20 protein-coding genes and 2 pseudogenes are annotated in these 23,040 nt (G+C 33.8%); 13 read left to right on the top strand and 9 right to left on the bottom strand.

From position 1 onward, the window contains the following. Positions 1-855: 855 nt before the first annotated feature. The gene (locus BPMYX0001_RS27930) at positions 856-1,047 is read right to left on the bottom strand and encodes a hypothetical protein (protein WP_033799511.1); all 192 of its coding nucleotides are present in this window, start codon (positions 1,045-1,047) and stop codon (positions 856-858) included. Between the two features lie 295 nt (positions 1,048-1,342). On the opposite strand from BPMYX0001_RS27930, the gene BPMYX0001_RS31805 reads away from it, so the two are divergent. Continuing rightward, positions 1,343-1,537 carry a hypothetical protein gene (locus BPMYX0001_RS31805; protein ID WP_078212172.1) on the top strand — a complete coding sequence of 65 codons (195 nt, stop codon included), beginning with the start codon at positions 1,343-1,345 and terminating at the stop codon, positions 1,535-1,537. Between the two features lie 546 nt (positions 1,538-2,083). Here the strand turns inward: BPMYX0001_RS31805 and BPMYX0001_RS27935 are convergent. The 3 genes and pseudogenes from BPMYX0001_RS27935 to BPMYX0001_RS27945 all read right to left on the bottom strand — a co-directional run. Beyond that, positions 2,084-2,668 (bottom strand): hypothetical protein, encoded by a 585-nt coding sequence (locus BPMYX0001_RS27935; protein ID WP_033799512.1) that lies wholly within the window; start codon positions 2,666-2,668, stop codon positions 2,084-2,086. After that, a complete protein-coding gene (locus BPMYX0001_RS27940) occupies positions 2,655-3,461 on the bottom strand; it encodes a hypothetical protein (RefSeq protein ID WP_006097518.1) in 807 nt (268 codons plus the stop codon). The genes BPMYX0001_RS27935 and BPMYX0001_RS27940 overlap by 14 nt, the downstream gene beginning before the upstream one ends. A 665-nt stretch (positions 3,462-4,126) precedes the next feature. Then, positions 4,127-4,537: pseudogene (locus BPMYX0001_RS27945) on the bottom strand (TGS domain-containing protein); the annotation flags it as partial. Between the two features lie 94 nt (positions 4,538-4,631). Between BPMYX0001_RS27945 and BPMYX0001_RS27950 the strand changes: the two are divergent. The 5 genes from BPMYX0001_RS27950 to BPMYX0001_RS27970 all read left to right on the top strand — a co-directional run bounded on the left by BPMYX0001_RS27950 (position 4,632) and on the right by BPMYX0001_RS27970 (position 9,678). Further along, positions 4,632-6,431 carry a DUF4365 domain-containing protein gene (locus tag BPMYX0001_RS27950; RefSeq protein ID WP_033799513.1) on the top strand — a complete coding sequence of 600 codons (1,800 nt, stop codon included), beginning with the start codon at positions 4,632-4,634 and terminating at the stop codon, positions 6,429-6,431. A gap of 401 nt (positions 6,432-6,832) precedes the next feature. Beyond that, positions 6,833-7,147 carry a DUF3895 domain-containing protein gene (locus BPMYX0001_RS27955; RefSeq protein WP_006097521.1) on the top strand — a complete coding sequence of 105 codons (315 nt, stop codon included), beginning with the start codon at positions 6,833-6,835 and terminating at the stop codon, positions 7,145-7,147. 192 nt (positions 7,148-7,339) lie between these two features. After that, positions 7,340-7,606, top strand: coding sequence for a hypothetical protein (locus BPMYX0001_RS27960; RefSeq protein ID WP_018780437.1), 267 nt, complete (start codon positions 7,340-7,342; stop codon positions 7,604-7,606). A gap of 734 nt (positions 7,607-8,340) precedes the next feature. After that, positions 8,341-9,024 carry a GntR family transcriptional regulator gene (locus tag BPMYX0001_RS27965; RefSeq protein WP_006097522.1) on the top strand — a complete coding sequence of 228 codons (684 nt, stop codon included), beginning with the start codon at positions 8,341-8,343 and terminating at the stop codon, positions 9,022-9,024. 21 nt (positions 9,025-9,045) lie between these two features. Next, entirely contained in the window at positions 9,046-9,678 is a 633-nt protein-coding gene (locus BPMYX0001_RS27970) for a sterol desaturase family protein (RefSeq protein WP_003204448.1), read from the top strand. A 483-nt stretch (positions 9,679-10,161) separates the two neighbouring features. Here the strand turns inward: BPMYX0001_RS27970 and BPMYX0001_RS27975 are convergent, their stop codons facing one another. Next, complete coding sequence (locus tag BPMYX0001_RS27975) at positions 10,162-10,329, bottom strand: transposase (protein WP_033799514.1); 168 nt, start codon at positions 10,327-10,329, stop codon at positions 10,162-10,164. Positions 10,330-10,995: 666 nt separating this feature from the next. Between BPMYX0001_RS27975 and BPMYX0001_RS27980 the strand changes: the two genes are divergently transcribed. Next, complete coding sequence (locus BPMYX0001_RS27980) at positions 10,996-11,679, top strand: DUF5105 domain-containing protein (protein WP_006097524.1); 684 nt, start codon at positions 10,996-10,998, stop codon at positions 11,677-11,679. Between the two features lie 381 nt (positions 11,680-12,060). Then, positions 12,061-12,760: pseudogene (locus tag BPMYX0001_RS31815) on the top strand (ABC transporter permease subunit); the annotation flags it as partial. A gap of 46 nt (positions 12,761-12,806) precedes the next feature. Here BPMYX0001_RS31815 and BPMYX0001_RS27990 read toward each other — a convergent pair. Both BPMYX0001_RS27990 and BPMYX0001_RS27995 read right to left on the bottom strand, forming a co-directional pair. After that, a complete protein-coding gene (locus BPMYX0001_RS27990) occupies positions 12,807-14,507 on the bottom strand; it encodes a pyruvate oxidase (protein WP_006097527.1) in 1,701 nt (566 codons plus the stop codon). A gap of 83 nt (positions 14,508-14,590) precedes the next feature. Beyond that, positions 14,591-15,328 (bottom strand): ZIP family metal transporter, encoded by a 738-nt coding sequence (locus BPMYX0001_RS27995; RefSeq protein WP_018767013.1) that lies wholly within the window; start codon positions 15,326-15,328, stop codon positions 14,591-14,593. A gap of 971 nt (positions 15,329-16,299) precedes the next feature. Here BPMYX0001_RS27995 and BPMYX0001_RS28000 point away from each other — a divergent pair. From BPMYX0001_RS28000 to BPMYX0001_RS28010, 4 genes are all read left to right on the top strand, one after another. Then, the gene (locus BPMYX0001_RS28000; protein ID WP_050774453.1) at positions 16,300-17,532 is read left to right on the top strand and encodes an MFS transporter; all 1,233 of its coding nucleotides are present in this window, start codon (positions 16,300-16,302) and stop codon (positions 17,530-17,532) included. A 118-nt stretch (positions 17,533-17,650) separates the two neighbouring features. Further along, a complete protein-coding gene (locus BPMYX0001_RS33495; RefSeq protein WP_003204467.1) occupies positions 17,651-17,812 on the top strand; it encodes a hypothetical protein in 162 nt (53 codons plus the stop codon). A 183-nt stretch (positions 17,813-17,995) separates the two neighbouring features. Then, positions 17,996-18,838: an alpha/beta fold hydrolase gene (locus tag BPMYX0001_RS28005; RefSeq protein WP_018767014.1), complete on the top strand. Its 843-nt coding sequence runs from the start codon at positions 17,996-17,998 to the stop codon at positions 18,836-18,838. Between the two features lie 295 nt (positions 18,839-19,133). Then, the gene (locus BPMYX0001_RS28010) at positions 19,134-19,670 is read left to right on the top strand and encodes a histidine phosphatase family protein (protein ID WP_006097530.1); all 537 of its coding nucleotides are present in this window, start codon (positions 19,134-19,136) and stop codon (positions 19,668-19,670) included. Positions 19,671-19,888: 218 nt separating this feature from the next. On the opposite strand, the gene BPMYX0001_RS28015 is transcribed toward BPMYX0001_RS28010, so the two are convergent. Beyond that, entirely contained in the window at positions 19,889-21,268 is a 1,380-nt protein-coding gene (locus BPMYX0001_RS28015; protein WP_006097531.1) for an aldehyde dehydrogenase, read from the bottom strand. A 535-nt stretch (positions 21,269-21,803) separates the two neighbouring features. Beyond that, complete coding sequence (locus BPMYX0001_RS28020) at positions 21,804-22,379, bottom strand: histidine phosphatase family protein (RefSeq protein WP_006097532.1); 576 nt, start codon at positions 22,377-22,379, stop codon at positions 21,804-21,806. A 222-nt stretch (positions 22,380-22,601) separates the two neighbouring features. Between BPMYX0001_RS28020 and BPMYX0001_RS28025 the strand changes: the two genes are divergently transcribed. After that, the coding region (locus tag BPMYX0001_RS28025; protein ID WP_033799516.1) for a GNAT family N-acetyltransferase at positions 22,602-23,040 on the top strand (439 nt) is incomplete at its 3' end.

The raw sequence follows: 23,040 nt of genomic DNA on the forward strand, positions 1-23,040 counted from the left end.
CGAAATATACGTTCATAGAAATGAAGGTTACTCTTATCATGCACCATCAAGAAAGACAATGGTTTATGTTATAGAAAAGATTTAAAAGCATCCATAAACGGTTGCTTTTTTCTTTGTTATATAGAAATTACACAATAAACGTAATTGAAGAATGATTTAGGTATAACACGAATTGATAATCATAAAATGATAAAGAACGGACCTCAACATGTTACTCCATATATTTCACGAGAGAGCACTTACTGGGGTAGTGCTCTCTTTCGTTTGCACATAAGGAAGTTCTTGGCATACAATATTAGGTCAACATAAATACACCATTACTCGCATAAAGAGCTCTATAAATAGGGATAGAGCTCTTTTATTTGCACCTTTTGAGATGGACAAGCATATATTATAGTGTGGGACAACCTCTCTCAGGTCCTATTCAATACTCATTGAAAACTCCTACACATTTGGGCATCTACTGATGTGGATGCTCTCTTTTTATGCACTATTCGAATAGTACAAGCATATACTGCTTGTACCTCATTAACTTTAGTAACATTAACTTTCGTTAATGGGGATTCTCATAATCCTTTAAAGGGCGCTCGCGGAAACGGGTGCTCTTTTTATTTTGGACAAATGGACATTTGAATGGATGGATAATATTGTGGAAACTGAAACATTGGTTGATTAAAGTATTGGCAGGTAAAGATTCTGTTATGTTGAATATGGACGTTAGCGGAGAAATGGAAATAAATAATAAACCCGATAACAGAATGCTTATTAAACACAATACATTTAGAAGTATATAAAAGAGGTGCAACTGTAGATGAGTTACACCACTTTTGTTTATTTTGTTTCATTTCCGCTAAATCAACCATCTTCTGATCTGACGCGCATGTTTTCTTTGTTACAACCTACAAATTTTCCGCATGAAGGACAATTTACTGTATTACCTGCTAGCATACTAGTATCAAGTGAATTCATGTCACCGAAGAAGATAGGAGATGGAAACCAAGTTTTGCAATTAGTAAATTGGATTTCTAGAGTTTTTACTTTAGACATGTATTTCACCTCCTTCAAAAATACATACTTCGACTTTTGGTGATATAAATCCTGCTAGAATGTGGGGGGATTTAAAAGAGGTAATGAGATGTATATAACAATAACTATCTTAGGCGCTGCCGTGATCGGTACAGCGTCTTATTTGTTGTTAAGGGTGAACTAGATTTACAATTTGAAGATTAAATACGAATATTATTACTCTAAAATGCAGAATATAGACTAGTAAACAAGCCGTTTTTAACTTTTAATAATAGAATATGATGAATTCTATTATTAAGAGAAGGTAATCATATTTATGGGATGCAATGGTAATTTCAGACATTTCCGTGATTGTAATAGATTTTGGGATGATTTAATGTTTTGCAGACGCAGACATAGAGATTTTGATGACTGTCGTTGTAGACGTGACCGTGATTGCGATTGTGATGAATGTCGTCGCAGACGTAACCATCATCATGACTGTGATCGTGATAATCGTCGTGATTGGTAAAGTCCTTTGAATGAGTGCGCTTCTTCACAGCACTCTTTTTTTGTTTATGGGTTTTCTGAATTAATACTCATTAAATATGAAGAATCTAGTTGCAATTCGATTTAAGGCATAACAAAACAAACGAAAATAGAGATAGTTAACAAGGTGAGGTTTATGTAGGAAATAACGGTGTTTGGGTGCTGAAAATAGTGTAAAATCAGCAATGTATAAAGGGTACGGAAGGGTAACTTTCTCGAAAGTGGAACAAACGTTGATATGACGGCATATTTCCCAGAAATCTAGTTTACATAACCTTTATTATACCAGTGAAACCCCTTCAGTTTAAAGGTGAAGGGGTTTCTTGTAGAATTATATATAGATACACTTACTATTTGGCCCAGTACCAGCGTTGCTGTAACCAGGGACAAAGTAATTTGATTTGTAAAAGAACGAACGTTTTTGATTAAACTTAATTTTAAAGGTAAACTTTTTTCGTTTTTGAAATATGATTTTATCTTACCTTGGTGGCGATGGGGCATGGCCGACAAAATGATTATACGAACCAACCTAATTGTCCCTAGGTGTTGAAAAGTATTGCAGGATACTCTGTACAACCTTGCTTTGAATGTCACCATGATGTTGAAAGTGCACCAATTCATAGGACCAGAAGTGACATACTGTAGTATCTCCATTCTCTATCCATGGCTGTGTTTCTATGTGGTTTCCAGTCACATCTATTTGTTCAGATGTGTTAGTCTCAAAAATTGCGTACTTTAACCACCAATAGTAAAGCTTTTTCTTTAACTCTATAGATGTGTAAGGTTCGGGTAGAGTGAATACACCTACGTTTACAGTAGGTCCTAAAGTCGGATAATTAGTATGGTAAAACTGTACGTTTACAAACACAACTTTAAGGTGTTGCTCTGCAACCCTAACATACACTCTGCACATGAACTGGGGAAAGAACGTGTTAAACTGTTCCGTCGTTTGGGTTATACTTTTGCTGGTTTCGGAGCCAAGAGTGTTTCCAAACAAAGGCATCAAATTAAGCTCTGATAGTTGTGTGTCAACATCCCGTAGTATTAATATACTATTAGAATACATCTCTCTTACATTCTGAATAGACATCTTTAAAATCTCATTTGCATTCATGTGCATCTCCTCCATATTTCCAGTCTAGTGGTTCATGTGTTTGTAAGGAACTCCAATCAAGGGCGTTGTTAGAGTGGGTAACATATGCCCAGGTGCTAAATGTTACCGATTGAAGAGGAGTAGGCTGTGTAAAACAAACAAGCTCCTTCTTTTCTAGATATTGTCTTAAAATGTCCAGTATCCTTCTATCTTTGTTGATCATAGTGGAAGAATTCTGATGGATTGCGCTATAAAATTCTTTCCACGGCAACCAGTATAAATGATGTTTTTGGCCAGCATTAGATATTTGAATGCTGGAGGAACTTTGGTTTAACTCTTCAACTGGCAGGGCTGTATCATTAGTTAGGTAGAGTAAGATGGTTCCAGCTATTTCAGAAGGGTTAATAGAAAACGTCCTGTAAAACTCTTGTGTATGTATGTCTTCATATTCTCTAGCCAATTGGTCACGTTGTTGTACAGTTCTTTCCTCAATGGCTACAGTCTTATCTTCTTCGCTGGATTTCTTAGAGAAATACTTAGCTTCTATACAGACGACATACAGGGTTTCGGCAGCTGTCTTTAATAACACAATGACATCTGGTTCACTTAGCGGAAGCCGCGGCCAGAAATAGAATCGAGCATCCTGAAACTCCTCATTAAGCTGAGGATGCTGTCCCTCTGTGTTCATAGCTTTTTGTAAAACAGCTACAAGAAAAGCAGGGGAGGATAGAAACTGTAAAGAGCCGATTACCGAGGAGGTAAGTAAATCCTCACTGGTACTAGAGAACTTTGCATTAATCTCTGCCTGTAACATGAAAACCCTCCTTTTAGGAGTAATGTGTTGTTATAAATGAAAATTAAGGCTGTTTACTTGCATCAACCTTACCCTGGAGTTGTCCTCTCACCATCAACTTAAAGTAGTTAAGTCCTCCGTATAGTTCAGATAAAGCCCCTATCTACATACAGGTGATAAACCTTATTATATCAACGTTTTAACATGTGTATCAATCAACATTTTACAGCGAACCATCGATCGTGTTTTTGTATTTTCTCTAAACATACTTAAAGACCTGGATTTAAAATAAAGTTACGATGTTTCTATAATCTTTTAATAATAAATTAGTTGAAAATAAAAGACTACATACTATACGCGAAAGAGTATAAAACAGAAAAATTATGTATAAAGGGTTGATTGGTTTTGGAAGAGGAAGAAGCCCATAGCGGGAGGCGTATCCGCAGATGCGTAGCATCGAGGACCTAAGAAAATAAGAATAATTAACTAAACAAGCGATTATAGATTAAATAAAATAATCAGCTATCTAGACAAACGGGTGAGTTATTCACTAATATATATCCTTAAAAATTTATTTTAGACTATAGGAAAAAATGGTAGACTGTTAAAAAATAGTTGTAGAATAATAAAGGTGTTTTCCATATGTGAAAACACCTTTTGCTAACATATATTCCGCTATCAGAAGTTTATCTTTTTAACTCTTTATAAATTTCAAGTTGAGCTTTAGAGCTATTAGCGAAATTTAACCAATCATTCCTCACATTACTTTTATTATCAGTAACCAAAAGTTCTACAATATCTAGATGTGAAACATTTGTTGTTATTGATTTTGTTACCCCATTAATTTTAGCACCTGACATATGCTTAGCCGTCTCATGATTTAGTGCAAAAGCAAAGTCAATTACAGTAGCGCCTTGTGGCAGATGAATAGGGTCTAATTTAGGTGTAAATACAACGATGGTGTCTTGAAATAATTCAAATGATACTAAATCATAAAATTCGAGAGCGTCTTGAGTGACTAAATTATTAGTTATAATAAACTGGTCCATCAACTTATAAATAATATCTTGCATGTCCTTATCAGTTATACTTTTTGTGGGCAATTATTCGGAATTTTATGTATGCTGAATTAGATTATGGAGATTACACTTGATATAATTATATAAATAAACAAATAACAGAGGTATGGAAATGGCAAAGTTGTCTAGTGCAAAATTAGAAAGGATAGCTGTCGAAGCAATTACTGCGTTTGCGAATAAACCAGATGCCTTTCTCAGATCGAATATTCCAGTAGGAGATAAAGGAATATCATTTGATTGTGATATTGAGGTTTTTAAAGATGATTCAGAATCTGTAGGTTCATTGCTTGGCAAAGTGCCAGTGCAAGTAAAAGGAACGGAAGTAAAAGAATTTACGAGGGGAATTCGAACGTTTTCAATTGGTTTGGATCATTACCGAAATTACTATAATAGTCAGGGTGTAGTGTTTTTTGTGGTCGAAATAAAAAGAAATGGAGACTCAGAGATTTTCTACAAACAACTACTACCTACTGAAATCAACGAAGTTCTTAAAAAATATGGGGAAGAAAAAGAACAAAAACAAAGACGCATTGAACTGAGAGCTCTTAGTGAAACGGATTTAACTAGTGTATGTACCAAGTTCTTGGCTGAATCAAAGAAACAACCAATCATTCTTATTGAAAAAAGTCCCTTTAGTCGTGAGGATTATCATACATTTGAATTAACGAGCTTAACTTATAACCCTACAAAAACATCTACAAGAAATATATTCGAGCATGATTTTACTATGTATGGTGTTCATGGTGAATTATCCGTTCCACTTAATCAAGGTCGAATAGAGGCGGTTTTACTTGAAATACAGGAAACGGTGACGATAGATGGATGTTTATATGAATTACAAGTAAATATAGCGGAAGAGGAAAAGAAAGTCGTCCTGTTAATTGAAAATTCTTTGGAATTTTCATATGAAAAAGGAAGTACAAAGTTCAATTTCAAAATTATAAAGCTGCACTCTTTGGCTAGTCAGCTTAAAGTATTACCGTTGCTTTTACATATTTTTTCTGGAAAAATCATCTCATTCGAAGAGTTAAAGTTAACGTTTGATATTGGGGCTATGAGTAAACGTGAAGAAATTTATGGAGCCATTGTGAAACTGCATACTACGTTCCTAACTTTGAAGGAAGTCTTTCAACAATTAGAGATAAATGAAGAAACTGTATTTGGAGATGAAGATACAGATATTGGTAGATTTGTTGATCAAATCGAGGCGTTTAATAAGATGATACTTGAGGATGATATGAGTAATTATAAAATAGATGAACTGCATGAAGCTAAGTTTGTAGTATTTAATATTGGCTCAAACAAAATAATTTTATTCTACAATCCATCATCAACGCCAAAATTAATAAATGCTTTTTCAGAAGAGTTGTTAAACGGGCGAACTCATATTATCAATGAAGATGTTCAATTATGCTATACTCCCTATGTATTATTAAATTCGTCAGGAATGGCATATGGGGTGAATGTAAAGAAAAAAGTAATTAAAGAGTCGTTTAACCGCATTAATCCATATGAAACCCCAGAACTAGCAAACTGTACAAATCATTTTTGTTTGATGTGCATGACTGTATTCGATCTTACAGAAGATGCGGAATGGCTCCATTTAGCAGAACATTTGTATAGCAAATATTCAGGGGAGCACTTAACAGATGCTATTGTTTTCATTAATCAACTTCAAATCAAATTACGAAGAGAAAGGGTTATTACAGAAGCAGAAATGAGGAAACTATTTAAATTTAAACAAAGAAATACAGAAAATCTAGAAATGCAGTTTTGTGCCAACGTATTGTTGGGAAGTGCACGTGAAGCGAAATTATTATTCGAACAATTTGAAACGGCGGATCAGGAGCGTTATAAGGAGTTACCAATTTACAAACTCTTTAATGATATGAGTGCTACAGTACCTGTATAGTATCTATACTATACTACATCTCACAATGTGTAGCAGGTGTGAAATAGAGTAATTGAAATAGGATACATAAACATTTCTGATCTAGAAATTGTTCATGTATCCTATTTTTTATGTTATTTTAATGAGTTCAAATTATATATAACGTAAGAAATCTCTTTCTAAAAAAGTATCCATATCCTTGTCTTTCTACAATAATAAAGAAATATGGTAATGGAAAACTTCTGCCAGCGCTGTCCATCCTTTTATAATGAACTCTTCAATAGATACCAGAACGTATATTTGGTATAATCAAAACATGCTACTAGAAGCTTAATAGTATGGAAATTAAGCTTTGCAAGTATTAATAGAATAAGCGAACAATTTATACTTTGCAAAGTCATTGTTAGAAAGGAATAGATGAGATGAATCAAATTTCATTTGAAGATTTATTTGATGAGAATGTAGTGGAGGCGACCGAGATAGAAGTACCTTTATCTTCACTGCAGAAAGATATCTTGGAATTACTCAATTCTGAAGAAATAAGTGCAATGCAGCTATGTGAAAAATTAATACTATCAGGAAAAATACCTAATGAAAGATTCACAACCGATAAGCCTAAAGCTTACGGACAAGTATGCTTAATTCTTGAAGGTTTTGTTATTGAAGGAAAGCTTACTTTTATAAAAAATGATGAGAAAAGAGATAGATTATATAAAATGAAAGAAGAAGTTTCTTAATGCTTCAAAAGCGTATAATACCCAGATTAAATACGCTTAAAATAACGTGTTTTTTTATTTAAGTGGGTATAATTCTGTCATTTTTTATGACAGAATTATACCCACTTACTCTACGAATTTACTCTTTCTATATTATGCTTTACGCAGTCTAAGACTCCTTTTGCTTTCAAAATAAATAGACAGGAGAATAGAATGGGATATCAATATGAAATATTTATGTTTTGGTATGTAGGTTTTATTTTCTGGGTGTTACTATTAATTTCTTTAATAACTTTTATTGTCGCTATAAAACGAGAATCTTGGATAATGACACTTGTCAGCCTCATTTTAATAATTCCTAATGTTATATTCATGCTAATAGATAAGTTGGAATTAATTATATATCTAGCTTTAATTTTACCTATCTTACAAATTTTAATGGTAGTTAAATTTATAAAAAAAGGCATGGGTTTAACATGAAAAGTTAAAAAAGTTAGAGAGGGAATTTTCAGTCATAGAAGCAGCTTGATTATGCGTATCTGCATTTCGAATTTAAAATTAATTTTAAGGATAGTCCTAGATCTTTAAATTTTATTGAAAATATCGTGTATTTGTTGATTTGAAATAAAGTTCAACCGTTTTGAAATTATCAATACCTAAAACGTAAAAAGTCATAAAAAATAAAGGGTGATACATATTATACATATTAGTCATGTATAATATGTATCACCCTTGTAATTCTTGTTCCACAATCGCGCCCTTTAATGGAATAAATAAAACATGGTCTCAATCTTTAAATTCAATTAATTCTTCTTTCACTATAGCACCCGTTACTTTAAGTACAATTCTTCACATACTTTAAAATATAAAAGGTTGATCATCTATTTTGAACAGATATTCTAACATTCATTCTTATAAATTATGTAGTTGCTAAAACTAATAATTTTCATAAGGTTGAATAAAAACCTCATTTACTTTATGATACGGTTCTCCGTTGTATATCTAAATGAGTTTTTTTCTCTTTTATAAATATCCTAACAACGCATTTAAGCAATCATTTTCCATCCTACTAAGTAGTTTACGGGCTTGTTCGATAATTCTATTTATAAAAATTCGCTCCTTTTTTATTGACAGAAAATTCAAATTCATTATATAATTTTTGGTATTACCAATGTCTTTAACATGTATTACCATAAAATAAAGGGGACGATGGTTTGAAAGAAAAGGAACGCTCCTCAGATAAAATTGAGAATGAATTAATTAGATCCATATTGGCTGGTGTTTATTCTGTAGGAAGTACTTTACCGCCGGAAAGAGAGCTTGCGAAAGAATTTGGTGTTGGTCGCCCAACTATTCGGGAGGCGCTTCAACGTTTAGGAAGGAGTGGATGGATAACAGGGAGAAAAGGAATGCCAGCGCGTATTAATGATTATTGGAGCAATGGGAATCTAACGACACTTATTAATATTGTTGAGAATCATCATACCATTACAGATGAATTTATTATGTACTTATTAGAATTTAGAAGTTCGTTGACTCCGACTTATATTCGTGATGCTGTTACGTTTAATCAACCTAAAGTGGTTGCTCTCCTTGCCAATCTTGAGCAGCTTGAAGATAGTGCAGAAAGCTATGCAGCATTTGATTGGGATTTGCAAAAAAGGTGTGCTGGGCTTGCGGCCAATCCGATCTTTCTACTCATTTTAAATAGCTTCGATTCCATTTATGTAGATATGGGGAAAAGATATTTTTCTGTAAAAGATCATCGTGGGTTGTCCTTCAACTATTACCACGACTTATTAAAAGCTGCATTAAAGGGAGATGCAATTGAAGCGGAAAGATTGTGTAAGACAACAATGGAGAAAAGCTTGGCTCTCTGGAAAGATAGAAAAAAATAAAGAAAGCTGGAGGCGTAATAAATGAAACTAAAATATTTTAAAGAATATTTTTCCTACCCTGATATATTGATCATGAGCTGTTTTTTCCTCATTAGCTTTGGATTTATGATTCTACATTTAATCTCTATCGGAATTTGGGGTGCTTTTATTTTGGGAATGATTATGTATTCCGTAGCTGAGTACGCTACTCACAGGTTTATTTTTCATCTAAAGCCACCAAAGAATGCATTTTTATTAAAAATGCTTAAGCGCCTACATTATGACCACCATACAAATCCGAATGAATTACATTTATTATTTTTACCCTTATGGTATAGTGTACCCAACATTGCAATTGCAGGAGCAATTTTTTATTTTCTTTCATCCAGCTTTTTCATGACAAACGCATTTATTGCAGGTATTATGCTCTTTTTATTATTTTATGAGTGGAAGCATTATATCGCGCATCGCCCCCTTCAACCAATATCACCATGGGGGCGCTGGATGAAAAAGGTTCATTTATGGCATCACTTCAAAAATGAAAATTACTGGTATGGTGTTACGAACCCAGCCTATGATTTTCTCATGGGCACCTTTAAAGACCAAAAGGATGTTGCCCAAAGTAAAACTGCTAAAAATCTAGAAAAACGTGGTGACCAGAAAATAGAATTATAAAAAATAATCCATTGTCATCATCCTGGAAATGTCGAATGAATTTTGCAGCTTCGACATTTCTCAGGGAGTGACAGGCATTTTTTCCTATTGAGTAGTAAGTATGGTAATAGATTGCATAAGACTCGTTTGAAAGTTTTTCTTACCGAAAAATGCATCGCGTTTGCCCCAGTGATTTCTTTAGCGACTCGTTCCAGAAGAATCTTTGTATCAACAGAAAATTTCCGCGTAAAGCTATGGCACCTGACAATGTTATTGCGGAGAAACTCGGAATATTCAGGCGTGAAAGCATGACGAATACAGCCCCTCATCCCTGCATAACCATAGGAAATCTCCGATGCGGCCCGATAAAACAAAATCATCCCGTCAGCACGGCTTGATTCAGGGTGCAACCTGAGTTCCGTAATATACGAAACTAAGCGCTTCACCACTACTGTCCCTTGCTCAGTCGCTTCCCACCATTCTAATAAACGCTGTTGTTTCTCTTCAGTCATCCATGTATAACTTGTTCAACAAACCTTTATAATCTTTTGTTACTTCCCAAAAATAATCAAAAAACTGCTTTAGGGCATAACAGTATGTTTTTAGTGTATTGCTGCTTTTTTCTGCTGCATCTAAATACTTCAAATACTTCATCACCGGAACTAAAGGCATTCCTCCTTCATCAAAAAGTAATACCTTTTCTTACTACCATCAAGTAACACTTCCTGTACTTTCATAACATCCTCCACCTTAAAACATAAGATCATATAGTAAACATATTAAACTAGAATTTTTAAATATAGTTTATAATTCTAATATGTATTAAAAAGAGGATATTAGCTCTTATATTGAACTAACTATCCTCGTATAATCATAGTACAGTTAATTAAAAAAATGTCTTAGCGTGGGTTTTATATCATTTGATTGGCGGGACCCCATCACTATCAAGCTAAGATTTTGAAGTACCCCCAAAATGAAAATTTTCTTTCTCTACAGTTAGTTATTTGGAGAAGTTAGTGTTGGTTTAAATAAAGTTTGATCAAAAATGTTTTGCAAATCCTTATTTAGTGAGAATCAAAAAGAAATCATTTTGAAAATAGATTAATCAAGATGGTTTCTTTTTGTGTATTGCATAGGGATTTAGTAGGGTCATTTTAATTAAACTTTATCCCAGTGCTATAGATAACGGCGCACCTTGAAATAAAATAGGGTGTGATGTTTAGTGGTTTTTACATTTTAATAATTGTATATAAATAAAATATGCTATAGAGCACCGAAATATAATGGTATGATATTACTGTAATTCATAATTTATACAGAAAAGGATAGGGATAGAATATGCTATATTCCAAAAAGTTAGTAGGTATGAGTTTGATAGTATCACTTACGATAGGTGGGCTAAGTGCTTGTAATACATATGTAGATTCATCGAAAGTAAAGCAAGGAAGTGTATCTAAAAAGAGTGATAATGCAAATAGACCAGCTGAAGCTCTAACAGCTTACATGAATGCGGGCTTCTATGATAAAGACATAGACAAAATGAGTAAATTAACAGGTGAAGATGGAAAACAATTTAATGAAGCGATGGCGGAAAAGGTTAGAAAAGCAATCCTATATAATTATGAAGGCGTATCTAGTATTACAGAAGAATCAGTAGATAACTATTTCAAAAATTTTAAAGAAGCAATACGGCAAAAAGTGAAATTTGAAACGAATGTTGTATATATAGACGGAGAAGGTAAAACTGCAGGAGTGGAAATAAAATCAAAGCCAATATTGATATCAAGTTTGAGAACAAAAGTTGAAGATGAGCAAAAAAGAATATTAAGTGAAAACCCATCAATATCTAACCCAAAATTAATAAAGCAACTACATGATTATTCATCTTCAATATTACTTGAAGCAGATATATCTTCTACGGAAGAATCGGTAAGGGTTGATATGTATAATAAAGGTGACGATAAGTGGCATATAAATGGAGAGGATATAACGAAACTTCCAAGGATTTTATATAAACCATAATATATTATTAAACTCTTTATAAAAAAGATACTATTAATTCGATATACAGGTTTACTCAAACGATTTTCGAATTTTCTGTATTGTGAAAGGTAAGAATTTTTCTTGGAGCGAAGTTATGCAGAAACAACATATTGTGGGAACTATTGTAGGTTTGAAAAAAAGTTTGATTAAAAACACCTCACAAACCCGTATTGTACGATAATAAAAAGAATCCATTTTGAAAAAAAGTTTGATCATTATCTAATCCTTATTCAACAGCACAGACAGCTTTCGCTAAATAAAACTATGTCCAGAGAACAGTATTTGAAATTCACGATATAACATGTTGGTAAGTTATATCCCTTAATATGGGATGTAAGGTTTGATGAGGGGAAACTCAAAATAGGTTTCCTTCTTGGTATATATAGTAAACGTTCTTTTCCGGTTATTTCTTCATCTTTTGATCCATTTAGTATTGTTCCGATGATCATGATTTCTTATTTTATGTTAAAGGAAGTTTTAGTCTTTCAAAGTGGAACAGTCCCTGCTCCGTTTACAATGCGAGTTCTGTTTCAAATTAGTATTCTCACATGCTTGGCTGTACCGACTGTCATGCTGTATACGGCACAAGAGGTCCTGTAAAAAGAGAAGAGTTTATGATGGCAGCAATGGTTCTTGGAGGAAGTAAATGGCATCAATTATGTCGACATGTTTGGCCACATCTTTTGCCATCTTTTTTCTTACTGGTTGCGCAGCAATTTGTTAGCATGTTATTGCTACTTTTACATATTGGTTTACTCCATTGGTTTTTTGGAGGAACTATATCATATAGCGGTGATACAGATAGTGTGACGAAGGAGTGGACAGGACCGATTGGACAAAATTTCCGTCATTTGACCACACATACTTGGATCGTTCTGGTACTGATTTTTTTCATATCCTGACAATTTTGGAAGGGGATCTTATAAGTAATAGTCTACAAAGGGCGATTGGAATAGGAAATCTGAGGAGAAGGAAAGTAGGAGAGAAAGAAGAGAAAGTTGAGAAACAGGCGAAAAGTGAAAGAGAAGATTTTTCCTTCCATCAAGAAGTATCTAAATAAAAAAGATAGATGAGAACAATCTGTTTTCATCTATCTTTTTTCGATTTTACAAAGGTGGTAAATCAATTTTTCCTTCTTCAAATAACTCTTTTAGCATATGTTTCGTATATCCGGCAGCTTGCCCAAATGTAATTTTTGCAGGCATTGGTGCTTCATTTACATCTACTACTACATCAATAATACATGGCTTATCTTGTTTTACTGCATTTTCAAAAGCAGGGAGAAGTTCATCTAAGTGTTCTACACGGTAGCCAACTCCACCGCATGCTTCAGCATATTTTGCAAAATTAGGGTTTGTTAAATCTGTACCAAACTCAATATTTCCCATTACTTCTTGTTCGAATTTAATCATTGCAATCTTATGGTTGTTGAGTACAACAATCACAATTGGTAATTTATATTTTACTGCAGTGACAAAATCATTCATTGTCATTCCAAATCCACCATCACCACAAATTGCAAAGACTTGTTTATCTGGATAAGCGATTTGACCAGCAATTGCTCCAGGTAGACCACATCCGAGTGTAGCGAGCCAACTAGAGATGATAAATTGTTGATTCGTCATCCGAAAATGACGAGCAGCCCATACTGTTACATTCCCAACATCTACTGATAAAATGGCATCATCATGAGCGACATGTTGCAAGGCATGCATAACTCTTTGTGGTTTAATTGGAGTAGAAGAGTCCTCTTCTTGATTATGCAATTTTTCTTCCCATTTCTTCATCAGTTCTTGATGATATTCTAGGAATGAATGATCCTCATGCTTCTCCACATTTTCTAAAAACCATTTCAATGTTTTATCTGCATCACCAGCTAATCCGATATCTGTCGCATAACGCTTCCCAATTTGTGCAGGATCCGTATCAATATGAAGCGTTTTTGCTTTTTCGGGTAAAAAACCAGTGAAAGGGTAAGAAGTACCAATCATGATTAATGTATCTGCATGCTTCATTGCTTCGTAAGATGGTTTTGTTCCAATTAACCCTAATCCGCCTATACAAAGGGGATGTTCATCAGGAATAATTCCTTTAGCTGGAAGTGTTAAAACAATTGGTGCGCCAATATGTTCTGCGAATGCAAGTAAAGATTCCTTCGCATGTTTTGCTCCTTTTCCAGCTAAAATAACAGGTTTTTTTGCGTTATTTAATGCTAGCTTTGCTAACTTTAGATCCTCTTCTTGCGGAAAGAGTTCGGGTAATGTAAAAGAAGAACTTGTTATACGTGCGCCAGCTTCTACTTCAAACTTCGGAACATCATCTGGTATGGTAAGAACAGATACACCTTTCTTTGTATATGCCATACGAATCGCTTGGTTTACAACCGCAGGGAGTTGTTCTGCTGACATAATTCGTTGATTATAAACAGCGACATCATCAAACATTCTTTCTAAGTTTACCTCTTGGAAAAATCCTGTTCCGAGTAAATCTGATTCAACTTGACCTGTAATTGCGAGAACGGGTGCTTGATCTAGTTTTGCATCATATAATCCATTTAGTAAGTGGATCGCACCAGGCCCAGCGATAGCCATACAAACGCCTAATTTTCCTGTTAATTTTGCATAAGATGCAGCCGCTAATGCACCGGCTTCTTCATGGCGAACTTGAATGAATTTAATTTGGTCTTGTTTTTTTCGAAGTGGCTCAATAATAGAATTGATCGAATCACCGGGCATACCGTAAATGTGATCAACGCCCCATTCGATAAGCAAATCAACAAGCGCTTCACCTGCTGTTTTTCGAAACATGAAAGATCCTCCTTACATACTGTGATACTACTATGTTTCGAAAAAAAAGGTAAAATATACAAATAATAAATAAAAGTGCAGTTCTAATGGTGTCCTGCGAAGAATGTAAAGGCTGTTATGAGTAAAAAACCGCTCATAGACCAGGATAAGAAGGGAAGTAAAGCGAGGTGTTTCTTCGCTTTCCAAAGCATTTCATGTATTGTGACATATCCTAAAGAACCGATTGCACTTCCCATTATCATCCCTTGTAAATGAATCGCTTTCCCGTTCATCATCATCCCAAAGATTGTGCCAGTGCCGAGGATAATTGATAATAACAGAATTGTTAATAGAAATGAGAGATATTTATGCTGTGTAAATAAAAATGGAATGATTAAAGCTAATCCTTCTGGAATATGGTGTATAACAATCGCAAATAAGAAGGGAATGGCAGTTTCATTATGGTTTGTAAAAGCAGCGCCTAATGCAAAGCCGCTCGGCATATTGTGAATAAAAATAGCGAAGGAGAGAAATAAAAAAGTTTGCCATGCTTGCTGGTCTTTTTTATGTATGATAGGGTGATGGCAATAATTATCTAGTAAACTCATAATTAATAAACCAATGGCAATTCCGAGCATAGGACCCATGATTTCATAGCTTGAAAAAGTTTCTGGAATGATTTCTAGTGATAATAGACCGAGTAAGATACCGCCGCATAGCGCATATAAACGATGCATTTTCTCTTCTATCAGTTGACGTGTGGCAAGTCCGACAGCGCCACCTAATAGTAATCCACCAAACGAAAAAAACGTAACGATCATCGGAATCCATAATCGTTCCATAGAATCACACTCCATTTTTATGGCCTTCATTTTCAGCTTACTGTGTGAAAGGGGAGATTAGTCCAAATTATTTGGAAGTAATTCTAGATTATTGAGATTCGAAGTATCCGAATAATATGGTGAAAAAATCGTTAGTCTGAAACAACGGGAGATTGTATTTGTTTTAGAGAAAAGCGAGTCTGTTCATATACAATCCAATCAGAATATATTGATAGCTATTGAATCAACTTGAACTTGTAGAGTTTTCTAATGAAATGTAATGATTGATATCTGTAAGTAGAATTTGTATAAAAAATTTCAAAATGATAGACTTTCAAACTTGTGAGATATTTATTCGAATACATGGTTTATATGAAAAAAAGGGGGAATAAGGTGAAAAATAAATTATTATTTGCTTGTTAAAAAGCAAAAATACTTTTGATTTGAAGAAGTTTAAAAAGAATCTACTTTTAATATTACAGACGAGGGATTATGTATCGAGATCAGAATTAAAATAAACTAAAAAGGGCAAATATATTAAACTTACATAATATGTTGATTGCTTTTTTCTATAAGAAGTTGAAGACAGTTCTTCAATCACATTAATGTTGTCTTTTCATTCAATCCATGATGTATACACTTCTCTTATATAAAACATAAAACGTTCATTATTTAAAAAAGTAATTCTTATAATGATAGGAGCAAGTATTAAGTAATGTAAGGATTTTTGGATATTTTGTAGAATTTTATAATTATCAAGCACTTAATCAGCTTTTTGAAGAACATTTATCCCGCTATTTGTGGGCAGACCCCTACCTCAAAATTCAACAAAAGCAAAGAAGTTGGGTGGGGGATCAACTGCCTGTAAAAGCCCGATTGGTCAGGCTAATAATCAGTAGGATGCTTACTACCCATAAATACATACCAAAATTCACCTGTTAAAGGGGGATATAGTTTTGACAATTAAAAAGGAGACAAATCTTAATTCACCGCTGCAATCCAAAGAAACAAGTGGAAATGTGCTTTCAACAATTACACAGTTGCCTAGTATATACGTGATTTTTGTTTTTGGCTTACTGATTTCCAGGGTTGGTGATTCCCTTTATACGTTTGCCCTTCCTTGGATTGCCTATGAGTTGACTGGTTCAGCAGTAATAATGAGTTCTCTTTTTGCTATTGGTGTGCTACCCATTGTTTTATTTGGTCCAATAGTAGGAGTAGTGGTAGATCGTTGTGACCGACGAAAATTAATGTGGACCGCTGATCTAGGATGTATTGCTTTGGTAGCATTCATTCCCATTCTTCATATGCTAGGTCTTCTCCAAATCTGGCATCTATACGTTGTTTCTTTTATTTTAGCAATACTATCCATGTTGTTTGATGTAGCTACTGTTACAGTAATTCCACATATCGCAGGTCAGTCGTTAACAAGAGCCAATTCGGCATACCAAATGGTTAATCAAATTGCTAGTTTAACAGGACCCGCATTAGCGGGCATTATAATTGCTGTAATAGGAGGACTTAACGCTCTCTGGATAAATGTCCTCTCTTTTGTAGCTACTTTAATTGTAGTCTTGCTATTACCAAAAATCGAAAAAAGAAAACCCATGGATAAAGCGGGAAATCTATTGGGGAACCTAGGGAACGATATGAAAGAGGGATTTAAATGGCTATTAAATGATCGTCTTAACCTTGCTTTATCTTTTCAAGCAATGGTAGGTAACTTTGGCGCTAGTGCCATACTGGGAGCACTTATGTATTACTTGCTTTCAACATTACACTTATCTGCTGAACAAAGTGGTCTTAATTATACGTTGATCGGAGTAGGTGGCCTTTTAGGAAGTATCATTGTTGTTCCGCTCGAACAACGTTTCAGACGTGGAATTCTTATTCCTGTTCTTTTAGGTATAGGTGCGATTGGATTGACCTATGCCATATGGAGTAAATATTGGCTTGCACCAGGTATTGCATTTGGTATTGCTATGATTTGTAATATAGCTTGGAATACCATTGTAGCATCGGTCCGACAGGAAACTGTACCTACCGATATGCAAGGAAGAGTTTTAGGATTCTCAAGAGTGCTTACCCGTCTGGCTATGCCGTTAGGAGCATTAGCGGGTGGAGTGATTTCTGACTTTAACCCAGTTGCAATATTTATACTAGCATCAGCTACAAAGTTCATTGAAGTCATAATTGCACTTACGAGTCCTATACGTAAACTATGAGTATTTGATTCAGATGAAAATCCATTAGAATGTTGTCAAGGGCATATTCAATCGGATATTAAGATACCTAGAGTATAAATCTAACGTAAATCCAACTGAGAATTTTGGTGAGAGTGCAATGAAGCTTCAATGTAAAGATACCAAAGGGAATTTATATACAGAATATGTTATTGGATATTTTGAAAGAGGTTATTCTGGAAATGCTGTAATAACGATAAAATTTGTTGATGCAAATGGAAAACTTGACATAGAAATCAAAGATACTACATCTTTATATTAAAATGTACAATTCTCCAATTCTTCCTCGTTTCTTTATCAATCTTGAGGTGAGAGTCCTACTGCCTGTTAATATGGGATAAAATAATAACCTGTTACTAAAAAAGTATATGATAGTCAAGACGCATAGATGAAAAATGTATTCGAAATGAGTAGTAGTTGTATTGAAATTTTTTGGGGGAATATTTTGAAACGCTATTTTATCAATAATGGGAACATAGATGTACATATTACAGAATGGGAGAGTAAAAATAATCCCGTAATTTTTTGTTTACATGGATTAGGAAGCACGAGTCTTAGTTTTATAGAAATTGCTGAGCAGCTCAAAGCGGAGTATAGATTGATTTCAATTGATGTGCCTGGACACGGTAAAACTTCTCCGTTTGAAAGTGCTGAAGAATATGAAATGCCTCGTTTGGCAACATGGTTAAACGACCTATTGAATCATCTTGAAATTGAACAATTTTATTTCTTATCACATTCTTGGGGAAGTTTGGTGTCTTTGTTTTATTTGATGGAATACCCCGAAAGAGTAAAAGGTAGTATTCTCATAGATGGAGGATATCAAACAAAAAGACTTAAAGAAGAAACTGTAGAAGAAGAAATAGCTTACTATGAAAAAGATTTTGAAGAATATGTATTTAATGATTGGAAATCTTTCTTCAAAAGTGAAAAAGCAGCATATACAAGATGGTCTGCCTTGTTAGAACTGGCCGTAAAAGGCCTGGGTTTAGAAAATGACAATAAAGTGTATTGGCATGCAAGAGGTGTAACAGTCGGTCATATCATTAAAGCTATGCATAAACATGAAACAATAGATATTTATGAAAATTTGCCGTCCAACATCCTATTATTAAGGGCTACATTACCCAATAGCTGGGATGCATATAGAAGTAAGACAGCAAACATATTTAAACAGAAAACAGGAGGAACAGTAAAATTAATTCCTAATACTACTCATATGCTACATTGGGATAAACCAGAGGTTGTAGTGGAAGAAATAAGAAAGTGCTGGTCTCATTCTTATTAAACAAATAGATGTTTTAGTTGAATAAGTCAAAGGAAAAATCGATTCCTTTCAAGTTCAGGGAATCGATTTTTTAGGTGTGTGAATTCAATAAGGATATTATTACTTGTTATATCTTTTTTACATATTGAAAATGAGAATAGAACTCTTAATTTAGTGAATGAAAATGTTAAAATTATAAATATTAAATCAATAAAAAGTGATAGATATATTTGATTCTGTATCATAGGAATTTAGAATAGTAATCAAAAGCAATTATTGAATTAAAGGGGATAAAAATAACAGGGAGGGGATAGCCATGATTTATGTAATTAGACATGGGCAAACAGATTTGAACAAAGAAGGAAGACTGCAAGGGAGATTAGGATTACCATTAAATGAGTATGGTATAGAACAAGCAGAATGTTTAAGAGATAAGCTTAAACATATAAAATTTGATTATGTATTTTCTTCTCCGCAAGAAAGAGCAGTTGAAAAAGCAGAAATCGTAACGGGTATAAAAGCAATAACCGATAAAAGACTTGATGTTTTTGATTTAGGAGAGGCAGACGGATTAAGAAAAGACGAAGTAAAAATGGCTGGAGGTGCTCCTGATTCTAGAGCTTATAATGGAGTTGAGGATAGTAACAGCTATGTGCAAAGAATTTTTAACTTTATGCATGATCTTGAAGTGAAATATAGAAAAAGAGAGTTAAATATTTTGTTATCTGGACACAGGTGTACAACTGGCTGTATCGGTGCTTATTTTGAGGGGATTCCAGAAGACAGAAATATTTTAAAGTTTTCATCCAATAATGGAGAATATAAAGTATGTAAATTTAATCGTAACTCGTGATATAAAGGGTTATGAAATATTGTATTTTTGGGTTTAATGTTAACGTTAATGTTAATTGAATAAACTAAAACGCAAAAAGGCATCTGCTGATTCCCAGTGGATGCCTTTTTAGTATTGAGAATGCGGGGGCAGATTTTATAAATAATAATGGTAATAGTTAACCCCCTATTTTACTTTTGATTGCCATACCCTATGTTCAGCAAACAGTTTCTTTCTTATTACTTAAAAATCTTTCGCAAAATTTTAATTTTGTTCCTATACGGTGGAAATACAAACCCTAAATCTATCCTTGAGCTTTTCTTTAAAATGCTTTTACGATGTGTAAAAGTATCAAAACTATGTTTGCCATGATAGGAACCGAACCCTGCATTTCCTACTCCACCAAAGGGTAAGTGGAGATTAGCCATATGTGACATTGTATCATTGACGCATCCTCCTCCAAAAGAAATTCGTCCTAATACCTGTTTTTCAACATTTTTATTTTCAGTAAACACATACAAGGCTAACGGTTTAGGATGGTTGTTAACCATGTGAATGACCCCATCTAAATCGTTGTACTCCATAATTGGTAAAATTGGTCCGAAAATTTCTTCTTTCATAGCTGCATCATCCCATGATTTTACTTCAAGAAGTGTTGGTTCAATATATAAATGACTTCTAGATGAATTTCCACCAAATATTATATGATTTTGGTCTTTTTCTAATATAGAAATAAGTCTATCAAATTGTCTCTCATTGACAATTCGACCATAATCATTGCTTTTTGATACATCCGATCCATAAAAGCGGGTGATTATTTCTTTCATCTTCGAAATTAGTTTTACCTTAACAGATTTGTGTGCAATAACATAATCGGGTGCAATACAGGATTGCCCAGCGTTTATGAATTTTCCCCAGATAATACGTTTGGCTGCTATATCGAGGTTAGCTGTTTCATCGACAATAGCTGGTCCTTTTCCACCAAGTTCTAATGTTACTGGTACAAGATTTTTTGCCGCGGCTTCCATGACAATTTTTCCAACTTGAACGCTACCAGTAAAAAAGATATAGTCAAATGGTGCATGAATTAATAAAGAAGTTGTTTCTCTGTCTCCTTCAATTACACGAATATATTGCTTATCAAACGTTTCACTTATTATTTTGTTAATTACAGTTGAAACATTTGGTGCATTTTCTGAAGGTTTGAGAACTACACAGTTTCCTGCCGCAATTGCCCCAATAAGAGGTTCAATTAATGATTGGAATGGATAATTAAAAGGTCCAATAATTAGCACTGTACCATATGGCTCTTTTATTATGTAGCTTTTGGAAGGTAAAAAGTGAATAGGTGTTTTTACTTTTTGTGGTTTCATCCACTGTTTTAGGTATTTCATTATAAAGTTGATACTGTTTAATGTGAAACCAATTTCTGCAGCATAAGCTTCAAACTCGCTTTTGTGTAAATCTTGATATAATGCGCTCAGCACTTGATTTTCATATTGTTGAATAGAAATTTTTAATTTTTCTAACTGTTTAAGGCGGAATTGAAGACTTTTTGTATAATCATTATGGGAAAATTGTCTATGCTCTTGAATAAGTTGTTGAATATTATCAACCATTAGGAAATCCCTCCAATAGAAAGAAAATATTTAAATACTATGTATATCAATTATAGAGAGTATTTGCTCCATATATTCTATTCACTAATGCATCCGTTTGCTGAAAAAAGCTACTGTTAAACTAAGGGTGGTTATCTTAGAATTGGGTAAATTCGATAAATATTACATAGTATTTCAAAACATGCTCTTCATATTTGCTTTTATATCAAGGTTAAAACCGTTAATTTAATCAAACTTTACTTTAAAGCTACACGTGAACGTTTTTGTATTAATAATAAGAAAGAAATTATAGATAGAATATTTTATTTCAATATTCTTTAATTTTTTTATAAACACAGTAACTGCTATGATTTTTTTATTAGGAGGGGATTTGTGGTGAATATCGTACTAATACAGAAAGATGATGTTCCTTATGTTATTATGGGAAAAGATTTAAGCACTATATAATAGCGAATATCTCATATTTGTAGGAAACTATAAAACAAAAAAGAAGACTTGCTACTAAGAGCTTCTTTTTTGTTAGAATTTTAAACATTTAATCTAAATGTACCGTGCAATTATATAATTCTGGATCCCATCCGTTCTCTATTTTTATAATTTTAGTTATTGATGTATTTTTAGGAGATTCTATCATGCTCAAATGAGGTACTAATTCTTTGAGAAGCTGCTTAATGAATGAGCCATGACTAACGATTAAGATGTTTTTGTTAGGATATTTATATGTAATTTCTTCAATAAAAGGTATAGCTCTTGCTTTAACGCTATCAGCACTTTCGATTCCTAAATCAAGCTCTCTCCAATTATCTCCCCACTTCGAAATTCGTTCGTCTTCGGTTGTTCCTTCAATTTGTCCACCGCTTACTTCGCGAAGTCTAGGCTCTAAATGGATTTGTATATTTTCAATGTTTTTTTCTATTGCCTCAGCAGTTTGTTTCGCTCTTAATAAATCGCTAGAGTAGATTACATCCCACTTCTCTGTAGCTAAACGTTCTGCAAGTTTATAAGCTTCAGATAATCCAGCTTGATCAAGTGGAATATTTGAATTTCCTTGTGCTCTACCTTCTTTATTCCAATGTGTGCTGCCATGCCGGATAATACCGAGTGTAGTCATATGAAAACCTCCAAACTATAGTTTTTAGAAAAATAAAAATCATTCCGTTATTATATGACAATTCAGGAAATAAAAAAAGGAAATTTTATATTTTCTATACAAAAGTTTTAAGAATATTGTTATGCAAACAGATGAATTAGGAGATTTAAAGATAAATGCAAGTAGGATTCTTGTATAGAAATAAAGAACCTTTAATGTATTAGTTGAAAAGGAGGTAAAGTGATGGAGGTTACGATTCGTGCAGTAGAAATACAAGATGCTAGAGCAATTCATCGTATATGCATACAAAATGATGTTTTACCATATATGGTTTTCTTGCCTAGTATGCGAGTGGATGCGATGGAAAATAGGATTCGAAATCTAGCGCCGAATCAATTTGAATTTGTTGCTGAGTATGATGGAAAAGTCGTTGGGTTTATTGGTTTAACGCAAGGGCAAGGACGAAGGTCACATTCGGGAGATTTATTTATCGGTGTAGATAGTGAATATCATAATAAAGGCATTGGGAAAGGTTTGATGACGAAAATGCTGGATCTTACAGATAATTGGTTAATGCTAGAGAGAGTAGAACTTGGTGTTTTGGAAATAAACCCTGGTGCAAAAGTACTATATGAAAAATTTGGATTTAGGGAAGAAGGTATAAAAAGGGGGAATCTAAAAG

This window comes from Bacillus pseudomycoides DSM 12442 (assembly GCF_000161455.1).
GTDB lineage: Bacteria > Bacillota > Bacilli > Bacillales > Bacillaceae_G > Bacillus_A > Bacillus_A pseudomycoides.

Coding starts and splice junctions, on each gene's coding strand:
- BPMYX0001_RS27930 (WP_033799511.1), bottom strand. CDS start 1,047: ATGTCTAAAGTAAAAACTCTAGAAATCCAATTTACTAATTGCAAAACT.
- BPMYX0001_RS31805 (WP_078212172.1), top strand. CDS start 1,343: ATGGGATGCAATGGTAATTTCAGACATTTCCGTGATTGTAATAGATTT.
- BPMYX0001_RS27935 (WP_033799512.1), bottom strand. CDS start 2,668: ATGAATGCAAATGAGATTTTAAAGATGTCTATTCAGAATGTAAGAGAG.
- BPMYX0001_RS27940 (WP_006097518.1), bottom strand. CDS start 3,461: ATGTTACAGGCAGAGATTAATGCAAAGTTCTCTAGTACCAGTGAGGAT.
- BPMYX0001_RS27950 (WP_033799513.1), top strand. CDS start 4,632: ATGGCAAAGTTGTCTAGTGCAAAATTAGAAAGGATAGCTGTCGAAGCA.
- BPMYX0001_RS27955 (WP_006097521.1), top strand. CDS start 6,833: ATGAATCAAATTTCATTTGAAGATTTATTTGATGAGAATGTAGTGGAG.
- BPMYX0001_RS27960 (WP_018780437.1), top strand. CDS start 7,340: ATGGGATATCAATATGAAATATTTATGTTTTGGTATGTAGGTTTTATT.
- BPMYX0001_RS27970 (WP_003204448.1), top strand. CDS start 9,046: ATGAAACTAAAATATTTTAAAGAATATTTTTCCTACCCTGATATATTG.
- BPMYX0001_RS27975 (WP_033799514.1), bottom strand. CDS start 10,329: ATGCCTTTAGTTCCGGTGATGAAGTATTTGAAGTATTTAGATGCAGCA.
- BPMYX0001_RS27980 (WP_006097524.1), top strand. CDS start 10,996: ATGCTATATTCCAAAAAGTTAGTAGGTATGAGTTTGATAGTATCACTT.
- BPMYX0001_RS27990 (WP_006097527.1), bottom strand. CDS start 14,507: ATGTTTCGAAAAACAGCAGGTGAAGCGCTTGTTGATTTGCTTATCGAA.
- BPMYX0001_RS27995 (WP_018767013.1), bottom strand. CDS start 15,328: ATGGAACGATTATGGATTCCGATGATCGTTACGTTTTTTTCGTTTGGT.
- BPMYX0001_RS33495 (WP_003204467.1), top strand. CDS start 17,651: ATGAAGCTTCAATGTAAAGATACCAAAGGGAATTTATATACAGAATAT.
- BPMYX0001_RS28010 (WP_006097530.1), top strand. CDS start 19,134: ATGATTTATGTAATTAGACATGGGCAAACAGATTTGAACAAAGAAGGA.
- BPMYX0001_RS28015 (WP_006097531.1), bottom strand. CDS start 21,268: ATGGTTGATAATATTCAACAACTTATTCAAGAGCATAGACAATTTTCC.
- BPMYX0001_RS28020 (WP_006097532.1), bottom strand. CDS start 22,379: ATGACTACACTCGGTATTATCCGGCATGGCAGCACACATTGGAATAAA.